This is a genomic window from 'Nostoc azollae' 0708, from assembly GCF_000196515.1.
Classification (GTDB): Bacteria; Cyanobacteriota; Cyanobacteriia; order Cyanobacteriales; family Nostocaceae; genus Trichormus_B; species Trichormus_B azollae.
This window is the reverse complement of record NC_014248.1, coordinates 1,388,449-1,401,795: the sequence shown is the minus strand read 5'-3', so window position 1 is coordinate 1,401,795 and position 13,347 is coordinate 1,388,449. Positions and strand designations below refer to the sequence as shown.

Sequence of the window (13,347 nt, the reverse complement as noted above, 5' to 3'; positions counted from 1 at the left end):
AAGAAGTACAGCTGATATCCTAACCAATTAGGCAATTGCTATACAATCATAAGACTCACTCACGCATCTGTGTTTATCTGCGTGCATTTGCAGTTAACTATACCTGAAACATGATTCCAAAACGATTTGGCCATGAATCAAGGAACAACAACAGCCATAGAAGGCATCTATGAAGTGTGTATTGGAGTTACAGAGGCAATTTTAGCAATTCAATATTGGCAACAATTTGGCTATCGTATATGACAAATAGGAGAATTAAACACCGAGACAGCTTACCAATTATATGGGGTCCACTCCTCCTTAAAAACCATCGGTCTTTACCACCAAGAAGCAGACTATGGTTTAATTCGACTAATGACTTGGCAACAACCCACAAATAGCGGTTGACGTATCGGTTCCGTGAGAATTGAAGGAAATCGTTGGGCTACCGCCTTAACCACAGATGTGTTAGGAATTTTAATTCATGCCGAAAATACCAAAGCCATGGGTATAACAATCAAATACACCCACCTTTATTGGGAAGTAATTGATAACAAAGAACAAAAAAGCCAACCATTTCTAGATTCTGCCATTGGTGTGTGAGAAATCATGCTACTGGAACCCTTAACTCGACAAGTATTATTTCAACGCTTTGGTTATACCATGCCCCATTACGGCCAAATTAATCATCATGCACCATTAAACACCAGTCAGTTTACCCACTTGGGCTTAGTAGTTCAAGACGACAGCAAACAGACCCTACAATTTTATGAACAAATTTTAGGTTTATTGCGCGTCCGGGATAATGTAGAAACCAGCTATGAATCTTCTGATGCAGGCAGAGGTTTTTTTGATCTTCAAGCAGGAGAAAAATTTATCGTCACCGCTGTTGATGATCCTCGTTCCTGTGCAACTAACTTCATAGAAGCACGTAGCCGCAGACTTTATATAGTAAGTTTTCCAGAGAACATCGAATTACAATTACACTTTACATCAGCCCAACCAGGAAGTTTAGGAATGTGCCTTTACACCTACCAAGTCCAGGGCATAGAAACTTATTTTGACCGAATTCGGGCTAGTAATGCACAACAAGTTACTAAAACTGTAAATAATGAATTTGGAGAAATCAGTTTTTCCTTCATTGCCCCGGATGGCTACTTTTGGACATTGGTGGCAAAAAACTAAATTTGATAAATAATCAGGAAATAGCTAATGGTAGCCCATATCCAAGAAATTAATGCCCAACAATGGGTAAAAACTCGATCTTCCCTAGACGCTAAGGAATCTACTTTTTTAGTTTGGACAGGTAGGATTTATAGCTTTGTCCCTGGTGAAAAGCGACAACTATTATTTAAAATTCTCGGAATGAGTGTAAGTCGTTGTATTCTCACCGCTGAAGGCCGTTGGGATTTTACTTCCAGAGAACTAACTTATTACCTCAACCCAGAAACAGACGAAATCGTCAGAAAATGGGAAAATCCATGGACAGGTGAAACAGTGCCAGTTATGCACGTTGCCAATAGTCCTGTGCAAGGCAAATTTAAAGGCAAACTTCCCGTAGAAGTGGAAGGTGAAAATACAACCTTTGTTTTTGATCTGTTTCCCAACTATCCCAATCCTTTGGCAAACGATCCCCAATTTGCAGAATATTGCCCATCTGCCAATTATCAAGCCGCAGAATTATTTAAAATTACTGTTTCTAGTGCCGATTTAGTAAATTCAGAATTAGCTTCTGTAACTCAACTCAAACTAAGTTGGGACAGAATTGGTCAATGGTTGCCTTGGATGAAAATGGGGCAACGACCTGGTTATCTGATTTACAGCGCTACAGGTAGCAAAGTTGGTGGTTTTACAGAATTACCTCCACTGCTACAAGCAGAAATTAATAACCGTCTGCCTTTGTATAAGCAAGCACCAAAAGCCTTTGTGGATGGGGAAGACATGACTTCTTGGTTGTATTTTCAAAAGCATTTTCCCGCTTACTTAGCTGGAGAAACATTTCCTTTATCAGCATCAGAGGAAAGTTATACTAAAAACGGTTTAAACGTGTTATTCTGAAAGTTCGCGGAGCGTCTCTGAAAGAGATAGTGAAGAATCTCCGAGATACTAGAGCGTACGGCACGGATTTACATTTTGTTGCATACTTTTGTTTTTTCATGTCGTTCTACTGATAAGGGAGAAGTAGGAGGCAGGAGTTTTGGGAGGATAGAGTTTTGGCAGAAAGACTTAAATAGGAAGCAAACCATTGAGATAAGCACAAGGAAGGGAAAGGATTTGGTAGACACTTTCAACATTCCACTGTGGTCCAGAAATTTAAATCCTTGCTCCAATCTGTTGAATAGCAGATTCGACAGATCCAGAACCAATAGAACACAGTTGTTCAGCTCGGTAGTAGGTGTAGTTAATAATACCAGTGGGATGTTCTTCGCTTATGTCGAAAGACTTCTTAACTTGTTTGCCTCGACAATTATTAAATAAAGCTTGAATTGGCTCTATCTGACCTTACCACAATAAACTCTCAACAGCTTGGAGATGCTTTAAATAACCACCAATTTGATAAAGATTCTCTTTGAGGTGATACCAATCCAAAATTTCCAAAGGTTTGGATTTTTCAGTTCCAAACTCTTTAACTAAATTCCAAACTCCATCATGACCATCCCCCAAACACACAAGGGGGTTAACCAAAGACTGGCTATTAACATAATCAACTTATGATTTATTAGTTGTTATCAAAACATGCGCCATCATGAATTCCTTGTAGACGAAGGGTTTTATTGATAGTCTCGCCAGTACCAGCCTGGTTGTGGTTTGCTCCCTAGTCGTACTCTTCCACCATCCACCCTCACTTCACAGACAGCTTGTTTTCCTTGTGGTAGCTCCCAATCTTGTTCCACAACTAGTTTTTGTTGCCTCCTATGGCCAACTTTTACTCCTGTTAATGCCTCAATTTCAACTTCTGCCTTTTGATATGATTCCTTCCTTAGCTGATAGCCTCAAGCAGCACTTTTGAAGTAATGGACTTAATCGACTTCTTGGCTTCAAACCCAGTCTCTTCAACTGTTTAGCTTTTAGTTTTAGTTCTCCTACCAAGGTTTTGACTTTCCTGGTTTTACCTACTTTCCTTCCGGTTCTTTCTTCAATAAAAAAAAAGGGCTATTTCTGGACTTACCACTTCTAATATTTGACTCCTTACTGTTTTTTCTATGCCTTCCAAGTCTGTTATCTGACTTTTGTCTGCTTCTTTATATAACAATGTTGCCTATTCTTCTAAGCAGGCTTTGAGCCGTTCTTTTATCCTGCTTCATGGTTGCTAATCCACACTTATTTATCCTTAAATGCTCCTAACACTTGTGTATCTTCCAATAGTGGATGCTCCTAAAACTTTTTTAATCTTGAATTGTTCGGTTCCCTATTTTTGGAATTTTTGCGCGGGTTGGTGTAAAAAATCAGGTGCTGAAACAAATGTCTGAATCTCTATCTGGACAAGGATTTGACGCTATTTGTTGGATGACATCCCCCCGCACCTTACACAGATCGGGTTTCAGGGTTTTTCACCCTTGACACATTTTCTGGAATGGACTATCATAACATCATCCATGCAATCGAACCTTGAAAACTACATATATAGGCTTTGGGGCTGCCGTATAATGTTGAAATTTAAAATAATTAATCCCTATTAAAAATCAAAATGTGGCGTGTGTAATGCTGTTGCAGTTGCATATAGACGTTAAAATCTCAAATGCATATAATTATAAAAGTTATTCTTTAAAATATCCCCTAATAGGGATTGAAACGATGAATTCATCGGAAACATGAGTAATCCAATCAGGTTGAAATTTCAAATAATCCCTATTAGGAATAGAAACACCAACTAATGTGATCCATGAATTAAAAAGCTGTGGCTCTTTAGTATTTAGTAAGTTCCCCCTCCGAGTCATGTAAAGACGAAGCATTTGGGGAATCAATTATCAGTTTTTACCAAAGGTTATTTTCCCAATGCTTCACCCCTACTCCTCACGAAAAGACTTTTTCAGCAAAAGCTATTTATCTTATTTATAAATATTAAAACTTCCGCATATTATGACTAACAGGGTCAAAATCTCTAGAAAAGCTTGTGCTGTCATCATAAAAAGCTCCAGTCAAATTGGCACCATACAACTTGGTGTAATACAGCCTAGCGCCTCGGAGATTAGCCTCACACAGATTAACACCACACAAATTAGCCCTGGTCAAGTTGGCCTTAGCCAAATTAGCTTTACTCAAATCTGCTCCCCAGAGTTTAGACTTAGCAAGATTAGCTTTACCTAAATCTGCTCCCCAAAGATTGATTCCTGGTAAATAGGCTTCAATCAACTTAACTCTACTTAACTGAGCAGATGGAAAATACCTCTCACCTGCGGCATAGCGGCGTTTAATATCTTCAGCATCCATTTTCACTGGCTTTGCCAAAAAAACAGTTATTTCTACTTATTATTTAACCACAAAAATAGCCAATCCGCTATGTTTACCGTATTTTCCCAAAATTAGCAGTGCTATTCAAAACTCAAAAATTCATAACTATAAAAGAAGTCTTTTCTTATTTATACACGAAAAAGCGCCTGAGTAGTATTTCTGACTCAAGCGCCTCCCCGTATAACTCTATACCATCTCACTGTGTAATGTAACGTCTGGAATCCTCTACACTGCCATTAGGGGAAGCACTGCTAGGATAACCTGTAACAAACATGAGGTGAAGTGGTATCACTCCTTGCATTAGATAAGGATATCTCTTTTAACACTAAATAGCTAGTGTGGAGAGTGACACTTTATTAACTGACACGAGTTAAAAATGACTCAAGACCATTAGTCACTCAGAATACAAAGGCCAATAGTAGATATTTTTTGGTTCTAGTATAAAACATTTAGGACTATTCATAAATTAGTTAAACCTTGCCAATGACAATATTAGGTCATGAAATTTCAATTGTTGTGTGAGTTACATAGTTTTTTCGGTCAATCATCTCTTAAAAAACAGCAGACAACCCCCTCTATAGTATCAGGGGAATGGGTATGAAAACCACAAGTTATGATCTCTACTTAAGTAGAGTACATCTTTTGTCACAATGAACCGGGAAGATTTTTGTTTTGGAGTGGTTGTATCTATTTGCTAAATCTGGAAATGCGGTTAAAGTGATTCTGGCTACAAACCACAACTAAAAAAAAGCTACAACCTGTTTTTTAGCATCAATAAGCCGAATCTACCCCTATCAAATACTAGTACCGCCGTGAATTCAAAATGCTTCTATCAGAAGAGCTAAGCTAACAAAATAGTGCTTCCAGCAGGCTGAGCCAACACAATTCAAAATGAATAGGGCGTGAGCCTTTCAGAGATTTAGAATGGTTGGTTTATTTACGCCGTACTGTACTAGTCCTCTAATAATTGCTATGGTAGGTGAGGGTTGAAACTACTTTTTGAGCAAAATCTAAGTTGAAAGTTACCTACTCCTTTTTGCGCCTCTGCATGAGCATTATTTCACCACATCAAACCATACAGGCGATTGATCATCAACCTGCCCGTTATAGTTAATAGTAATTTCTTGACCCTTCCTAATATCTTGATGAGCAATAATTTCAATTACACTTTTAGCAATATTCTTAATATAAAGGGCATTAGGATGATAAGAATGATTTAAAAGAGAAGCAAAACCCAAAGCTATTGCCCCACTTTCTCCATGCCAACCAAAATAATAATTTAATAAAACAGTTTTGACAATTAATTTAACTTGTTGTTTAGGGATAAAAATTATAGGGGTTATTTCAGTTAATTCGCCTTTAGCAAAATCTTGATGAGCAAATATACCTCTACCTTTAATTCCTATATCACGGAATACTAACATAATGGATTTCTGTCTGATGGGTGAAATATCTATTCCTGAAATAATCACGCCAAACGCACAGAGAATAAAGATTTTTGTACATGATTTATGACTACTATATTTAGTATAGCAATCCTCAATTATTCCTGGGAATAATTTTAGAATTCTCTAAAAACTCGGGTATGTAAGAGGAATTCTTATGATATTATAAATATCCCATGCTAACTATCATTGGTTGTGGAAATCTCAATCGTAATGACGATGCTGTAGGCGTAATCATTGCCCAACGTTTACAGCAATATCTCGCCCAAAATCAACACCCCAATGTCCGCGTTTTTGATTGTGGTACTGCGGGTATGGAAGTGATATTTCAAGCGAGAGGAAGTAAAAGATTAATTATTGTTGATGCCAGTTGCACAGATTCTGAGCCAGGTGCTATATTTAAAGTCCCAGGTAAAGAATTAGAAGCAGTACCAGAACCTAGTTATAACCTGCATGATTTTCGTTGGGATCATGCTTTAGCTGCGGGGAGAAAGATCTTTAAAGATGATTTTCCTCAAGATGTAACAGTTTATTTAATTGAGGCTGAAAATCTTGCTTTTGGACTAGATTTAAGTCTTGTTGTCCAACATTCAGCTGATTTAGTTTTTGCAGAACTAATCACACTTATTAGCCAGAATGTTATGGCTTAATTAATAATCCAAAATCTAAAATCCAAAATCCAACTAAGCCCAGTCACGGTAAACTGAGAGTTCATCTACCCTCATTTCAAATGCTACAGCATTAGCTTCTGGGGGACAAACGCGGATTTTTGCACTGCTGACAATGCTGTAGAGTACATTTCCAATTGGCACGATTTTTTGCAAAATTCGCCAGTTTGTTACTTGGTCTGGACATTCGATTACTAATATCATAGCACTACCATGGATTCTCACATACCAACGACAATGAGACAACAGATTTTGAATTGTGCGATCGGATCCTTCATAAAAGTATCGACTAATAGAATACTCTAGTTGTTGTCGCAAGATAATATCCGCTGATGTGGCTTGCATAGGGTGCTTATCATCAGCATTGAATTCTGATTCTCTTCTGACCATCTCTCTTGATTTTCCTATTTTACTTACCAAGTATCATGACATAAAGCATATCCTTATTGGTTCCTAGAAACTCTTGGGCTTCATCATCATAAAAAGCACCAATACCGCTACAATCTATTCCCCAATAATGGCTAAATAGATACACTCCCTGCCCGATAGGACCAGCTATTTGCATAGCAGTTTGATAACTCAAATAATCGGACACAAAAAACAAAGTTACAGCGCCATCTCTAGCCAGCGGGTGATTAATACACAAATAAACGATTTTTCTCTAAAGTCACCCGCCTTAATCAAATTTCTACCTTTATATAAATCAGGTAACATTCCTTCGACACGATGCACCACCGAATAAATTTCTATTTCCTCAATATTTTCAGTTGGGATGAGTTGCTGAACATGCTGCAAAATTTGCCAATAGATTTCCTGGGAAATATACTTTTTTAGGAAACGTCGAATAGAATGCCTATTCCAAAGGTTCTCAGAAAACCATTCTCGGTCAAAATCAAATTGAGGATGTTCTAGTTGTTGCTGGTAAATGGGTTGCAGCGATGTTGCTTGATAGGCATCTTCTAGGAATTGATTAGCTTGAAAATAGTCAGTACGAGAGACGAAATGAACGGGTAATCTTAACCGTCTGACTGGCTTTTCCTGCTCCTCTTCCGATATCATACAACTACTAATAAACTCCTTATTCTCAAATCCTAAATCAGCATTGAGAGAGAGTTTATCAAAGTCAAAGATTAGTTGGATGTTTTTTTCATGAAGATATGCTGAAGCTGGAATAGCGCCTAAATAGTGTCCGCTATCCAAGAAGCAATATCTAATGCTCCTGTCTTGATATTTCCAGCTAGACCTATAATAAACACAGCTAACTAAAAAAATGAGGCCATTTATACATTTATTGGGTATAACATAATTTTCTAATCCATCATCAATTAATTCATAGATCAATGTCAGACAATTATTCTCAACTTCCAGATGGTAGATGCCGTCTATAAATCCTTCAAGACCACGAATCTGAACATAAACTTCCGTTGGATATAACACCCCTGCGGATGGATTTCCCCGTAATTGATAGGTTTCACCTTTGTAAGTTTGTTCAAAAGTGATGGCGCTTGTTAACCTGATAAAAGCATGAATGGGATTATTACAATTTAATTGTACACGCGGATGCAGTCTTGGATAAACTTTAAAGGTGCGGGGTTGAGTTGAGCCATCCACATAACCTGGATTCATCTGTACCGATAGATAAGAATGCTTGGTAGCCTCATGATAGGCCTGACCAGAAAGCTCACTTTGTGGCATTTTTAAGCAACCCTAAAACTTCTATATTGCTGGCGAAGTCAATTGCTTTATAATCGTCATTTTGTAAATTCATGTTAGGATGATGTTGTAATAGCAATCTCACTACTTCTGTCTTTCCAGCCGATGCACTATACATCAGGATAGTTGCAGCATTATCATTTCGATTCTTAATATCAATCTTGGCATCTAGTAATAAATTGATTAAATCATAGTGATTGCCAAAACAAGCAAACCACAAAGCATTATTGTGATCACTATTTGTGCTATTGATATCTACACCCACATCTATAAGTTCTTTGACCACTGGCAAAATGCCCTCTCTAGTGGCTTTCATTAAAGGTGTATCACCATTTCTTTCCACCGCGCTGATTTAAATCTTCAGCGTTGTAACCATTTACCACTAGCCATTGGCTAGTTGCTGCACTCAAATTTACCTTGCTTGCATCACTCATAATTATTGCTGAGAAAACAACTAAAAACATAATGGTGAGCAAAGCCCACCATATTGAAAAATACTATTTGAATTGTGAAAAACCAGCAGTAGTTAATGAACAATAGTCATACCAGTTCTCTGTTGTGTTACCACAAATTATATCCCCCAACCCCCTAAAAAAGGGGCGATATACAGGTGCTGGATACATAACCAAGGACTTTTAAAACATCCTCTAAGAGAAATTTTATCTATCCCCTTACAGAAAAAAGGTATGACCTAGTAAAGCTATTATCCAACAGGCACTGGCTGTGGATTTTCAGAAAACGTTTTTCTAGCAGATTTCCCTGGTTTTGGTACACCATAAAAAGTGGCTTCTGCTTCGAGTTCATCTACTATATCCCAAGCTTCAATTGCGGATTTAGAATCTGCACCATAGTTACCAAAGCAATCAGAGATATATATGATGAGCTAGGCGATGGCTTTGTCCGCCCCAGACATTGCTTAGATCCTAGTGGCTCTTTATATCTGGCTTTTAGCTCATAACTAGTTTCCAGGATAGGAATAATACTAAAACCCTTGCTAGTTGGTACAAAGACACTATACAATCAATTTTTCGATAACTCTGAGATTGAGAATATATAGATAGCTATCAGATAACACTAGAGATTACTAAAGCTAATCATGATACCTCTTTTAGCTTTGAGTTTAACCCTCATTTTGGAGATATTATTAATATTAATCGATCTTCTGAATAAGTAAAATCACTGCTGGCAAAGAATATGAGTGCTGCGAACACTACTTATATTTAACTTATATTTATGATGCTCATACATACCATACCAAAGTTCCACCACAAGGAATTAAACCATTAATTGAGTGTATACCCTGAACACTTCGAGGGAAGAAGTTATTCAGGCATCCATGAGCAACCGAAAGGATTAAGAGCAGATTTTTCGTAAAAAGTAGTCGCCAAACAGGGAATATTCCCAACCTTAGAAATGCGGTCACGAATATATTCAAAAAGCTAATTCCTAACTTACGAGTAGTAGGAACAAGAGACATAAAAGTATCCCAAGTCTGAGTCCCTTCGAGAGTCTGAGTGGCATCACTAATATTGCCTTGCTGCACCATAGTTCTAGCACCTAACTCAGCTGGGTTATTGTACAAAGGCAATTCAGGATGCTCTAAAACATAAAGCAACTCAGAAATTTTGACCAGAGTTAATTGTTTTCGCTCATCCAATTGTTGATAACCACTGTCAGTGTGGAACAACTTCCAAAACTTATACCGGAGTTTATCTGCCGTTTGCTGATTGGGAGAATCTTGATCAGGGAGTAAGTCTCGGTAGTAATTCCAGAAATCATCCAGGAATTTATCTAAAACCTTTTGGTGACAAGCAATAAACGCACTTAACTTCTTATAATTTCTTCCTTCATGTACCCAAGAGAAAACGATATTATCAGTCAGTAACTTCAATTGAGGAGCATCATCACAGACCAGAGTTTACACCACTGGCCAATCAGTTTCTTGATGATAGAAAGCAATAGCTGCTGCTTCCATAATCCGAGTCCGTTGTTGTGAACCCAGTTTAGGCAGATGTATATCCAGTAGGGTATGAAACTCTGCCTCACTCAACACAGTTTCTTGAGGTAATACTTGGAGAGTATTTCTCCATTTAGTTGGTAGTTGAAAATGCTCCAGCAAGTCAATATTCTCTAGGAACTCTAACGACTTGCCTTGGGTCATGTTACTCCCATAGTACAAGCTGATAATCAGGGTTTTTATTCCTAAACCGAATTCTCCCTCATAACCCCAAGGAGGTTCTGCCAAATAGGTTTTTCCTTCTCATGGTGAGTAGTATTTCTCTTTCCAGAATAGTAGGTTATCGGTTGCCAGGATGATGTCTTGGATGATTACTTCTTCATACCCTTTGAACTGCGCCTCTGCTGGCAGTAATTCTTGGGGATATTCTAGTATTTCTTCTCTGTCTATTTTAATCCCAGCCTTCTTACTGCCTTTGTTATCCTTTTTTGGCGTTTGTCGCTCTTTCTCCGATGAGTGATTGCTTGTGAAGCCTTTTTGATTCTTGGCTTTTATCTCTGGCTGACCCTTTTCTCCCTTCAATCGGTTGTTTTCATCTCTTAACCCTTGATTTTCTGCCCATAATTCTTTTACTTCTAATTGTAAATGCTCTATTAGATTCAGTCATATCTCTACTTTCTGGCCCATGGATTCCTCTGGAATTCCTTTTCCCTCAATGCTTTGGAGCAACTCTGTTTGTGATAAGTCTTTTGCTAAAATTTTTTGCCTCATGTCTCATATTTTATAACGCCCTGTGTCCCACCCTCAACTTTTTCTTTTTTTCTCTTACCCCTACTTATTGCGCCGATACGTTTTTAGTCAATATTGGTGTATATATAGCTTTTTAAATAAGGGCTATAAGTTTACGGGATTTTCTCTTCAATTTTAGTTTTTTTAATAAAATTTTTCTCTCAAGAGAACCATAAAGATTTTCAATTATCGCACGAATTATACCAGTATCAGATGCACATTCCTCACTAAGGAATCTAACAAATATTCTGATTCCCTATATACAAGTATTAGCTAATTTCTGAGGAATGCATTCTGGAAATATTCGAGATAAAATTTCCTTGAGTGCATACAAAAAAATTCGATCACGCACAGTTGGAATAGCTAAGACTCTTGCTTCTTTACCTCTTCCTTTAGATTGGAGTAGTTCTAGATAGGGCGAGAATATATATTCTCCTTTTAAACACTTTTTATTAATTACTTTTAACTGAAACTTGGCTTGTTTGCTAAATTGTAATCCACTCAGTAGGTCAGTGCCTTTATTTAGACTAGATTTACACTTATCATTATAGATATTTATGAGTGATTTACTCGTAAAGTATAATTTGAGTAACTGAATAGGGTGTGTAGGACAAATTGCTCATCATATAAACGTAAGTATAGCTTTGAAACGATGCTAATTATACTTTTAACATATGGGCTAATACAAGTGCCATCATCCCATCCCAAAAACCCACCCCCCAATTACCCAACTAGAGTAAAATTAACATCCAACCCCAAATTGCATCTATAGCCCATGTATTGCGACTACCTGGTACAAATCCTCACTGCCCGCGTCTATGATGTAGCCCAGGAAACACCACTGGAATATGCCCCCAACCTCTCGAACCGCATCAATAACAAACTGCTGCTGAAGCGGGAAGATATGCAGTCTGTCTTCTCCTTCAAGCTGCGGGGTGCATATAACAAAATGGTCAACTTACCACCAGATTTACTGAAACAAGGTGTGATTGCTGCTTCTGCTGGAAATCATGCCCAAGGTGTGGCCTTGGCTGCCGGTCGTTTGGGAACAAAAGCAATCATCGTTATGCCGATGATTACGCCCCAGGTAAAAATCAATGCAGTCAAAACACGGGGAGGAGAAGTTGTACTACATGGCTATAACTATGATGATGCTTACGCCCACGCCCGGCAATTGGAAGCAGAAAAAGGGTTAACCTTTATACATCCCTTTGATGATCCTGACGTTATTGCTGGCCAGGGAACAATCGGCATGGAAATACTGCGACAATATCAGCAACCTATCCATGCAATATTTGTGGCTATTGGAGGTGGAGGTTTAATTTCCGGGATTGCGGCTTATGTGAAACGGTTGCGTCCCGAAATCAAAATTATCGGTGTCGAACCTGTCGATGCTGATGCTATGTCTCAATCTATTCAAGCGGGTCATCGGGTGCGGTTGTCTCAGGTGGGTTTATTTGCTGATGGGGTAGCGGTGCGGGAAGTGGGGGAAGAAACCTTCCGGTTGTGTCAGCAATATGTGGATGAAATTATTTTGGTGGATACGGATGCTACCTGTGCAGCGATAAAAGATGTGTTTGAAGATACCCGTTCTATTTTAGAACCTGCTGGAGCATTAGCGATCGCAGCTGCTAAAGCCTACGCGGAACGAGAACAAATCCAAGAACAAACCCTGATCGGCGTGGCTTGCGGTGCTAACATGAACTTTGAGCGCTTGCGTTTCGTGGCAGAACGGGCAGAATTTGGGGAACGTCGAGAAGCCATTTTTGCTGTGAATATTCCCGAAAAACTAGGCAGTTTGCGCCAGTTTTGTGAATGTTTAGGCGAGCGTAATTTAACAGAATTTAACTATCGCATTGCTGACAATAAAGAAGCCCATATATTTGTCGGAGTGCAAATTGAAAACCGCGCCGACGCAGCTAAAATAGTTGATAAATTTGAAGCTAGTGGTTTAAAAACAATTGATTTAACCGATGATGAATTAACAAAATTGCACCTGCGGCACATGGTCGGTGGACATTCTACCCTTGCTCAAAATGAATTATTATATCGGTTTGAATTTGTTGAACGTCCTGGTGCATTAATGAAATTTGTCGGTTCTATGTCTCCCGACTGGAATATTAGCTTATTTCACTATCGCAACAACGGCGCAGACTATGGGCGGATTGTAGTCGGAATGCAAGTACCACCCCATGAAATGGAAGAATGGCAAATATTTCTTGATTCCTTGGGTTATCACTATTGGGATGAAAGCCAAAATACCGCCTATAAGTTGTTTTTAGGTTAATAGGATGTATAATCAATGACATATTTTTTTTCCATACACCCCTTAACCCCTTGGAAA

9 protein-coding genes and 5 pseudogenes are annotated in these 13,347 nt (G+C 38.4%); 4 read left to right on the top strand and 10 right to left on the bottom strand.

Features of this window, described 5'->3' with window-relative positions; translation table 11 throughout:
- Window positions 1–132 precede the first annotated feature (132 nt).
- A pseudogene (locus AAZO_RS06370) lies at window positions 133–1,164 on the top strand (VOC family protein).
- Between the two features lie 27 nt (window positions 1,165–1,191).
- The gene (locus AAZO_RS06365; protein WP_013190608.1) at window positions 1,192–2,037 is read left to right on the top strand and encodes a DUF1838 domain-containing protein; all 846 of its coding nucleotides are present in this window, start codon (window positions 1,192–1,194) and stop codon (window positions 2,035–2,037) included.
- Between the two features lie 168 nt (window positions 2,038–2,205).
- On the opposite strand, the pseudogene AAZO_RS06360 reads toward AAZO_RS06365, so the two are convergent.
- The 3 genes and pseudogenes from AAZO_RS06360 to AAZO_RS06350 all read right to left on the bottom strand — a co-directional run bounded on the left by AAZO_RS06360 (window position 2,206) and on the right by AAZO_RS06350 (window position 5,855).
- Window positions 2,206–3,232 (bottom strand): annotated as a pseudogene (locus AAZO_RS06360) (ISKra4 family transposase).
- 809 nt (window positions 3,233–4,041) lie between these two features.
- On the bottom strand, window positions 4,042–4,410 hold the full coding sequence (locus AAZO_RS06355) for a pentapeptide repeat-containing protein (protein WP_013190606.1): 369 nt from the start codon (window positions 4,408–4,410) through the stop codon (window positions 4,042–4,044).
- Between the two features lie 1,076 nt (window positions 4,411–5,486).
- Window positions 5,487–5,855, bottom strand: a complete 369-nt coding sequence (locus tag AAZO_RS06350; RefSeq protein WP_013190605.1) for an SET domain-containing protein — start codon at window positions 5,853–5,855, stop codon at window positions 5,487–5,489.
- A 197-nt stretch (window positions 5,856–6,052) separates the two neighbouring features.
- On the opposite strand from AAZO_RS06350, the gene AAZO_RS06345 reads away from it, so the two are divergent.
- Window positions 6,053–6,526, top strand: a complete 474-nt coding sequence (locus AAZO_RS06345) for a hydrogenase maturation protease (protein WP_013190604.1) — start codon at window positions 6,053–6,055, stop codon at window positions 6,524–6,526.
- A gap of 33 nt (window positions 6,527–6,559) precedes the next feature.
- Here the strand turns inward: AAZO_RS06345 and AAZO_RS06340 are convergent, their stop codons facing one another.
- The 7 genes and pseudogenes from AAZO_RS06340 to AAZO_RS37155 form a co-directional block, all read right to left on the bottom strand.
- Window positions 6,560–6,934, bottom strand: coding sequence for a hypothetical protein (locus tag AAZO_RS06340; RefSeq protein ID WP_013190603.1), 375 nt, complete (start codon window positions 6,932–6,934; stop codon window positions 6,560–6,562).
- Between the two features lie 19 nt (window positions 6,935–6,953).
- Window positions 6,954–8,239: pseudogene (locus AAZO_RS06335) on the bottom strand (nitroreductase family protein).
- Window positions 8,226–8,743: pseudogene (locus AAZO_RS06330) on the bottom strand (ankyrin repeat domain-containing protein). Before AAZO_RS06330 ends, AAZO_RS06335 begins: the two co-directional pseudogenes overlap by 14 nt.
- A gap of 217 nt (window positions 8,744–8,960) precedes the next feature.
- Window positions 8,961–9,110: pseudogene (locus AAZO_RS43420) on the bottom strand (CP12 domain-containing protein); the annotation flags it as partial.
- Between the two features lie 387 nt (window positions 9,111–9,497).
- Window positions 9,498–10,148, bottom strand: coding sequence for a hypothetical protein (locus AAZO_RS37165; protein WP_228371537.1), 651 nt, complete (start codon window positions 10,146–10,148; stop codon window positions 9,498–9,500).
- 27 nt (window positions 10,149–10,175) lie between these two features.
- Entirely contained in the window at window positions 10,176–10,502 is a 327-nt protein-coding gene (locus AAZO_RS37160) for a hypothetical protein (RefSeq protein ID WP_228371536.1), read from the bottom strand.
- A 15-nt stretch (window positions 10,503–10,517) separates the two neighbouring features.
- Window positions 10,518–10,796, bottom strand: coding sequence for a hypothetical protein (locus AAZO_RS37155; protein ID WP_081462717.1), 279 nt, complete (start codon window positions 10,794–10,796; stop codon window positions 10,518–10,520).
- A 982-nt stretch (window positions 10,797–11,778) separates the two neighbouring features.
- On the opposite strand from AAZO_RS37155, the gene ilvA reads away from it, so the two are divergent.
- Window positions 11,779–13,290 (top strand): threonine ammonia-lyase, biosynthetic, encoded by a 1,512-nt coding sequence (gene ilvA, locus AAZO_RS06315; protein ID WP_013190602.1) that lies wholly within the window; start codon window positions 11,779–11,781, stop codon window positions 13,288–13,290.
- The last annotated feature ends 57 nt before the right edge of the window (window positions 13,291–13,347 follow it).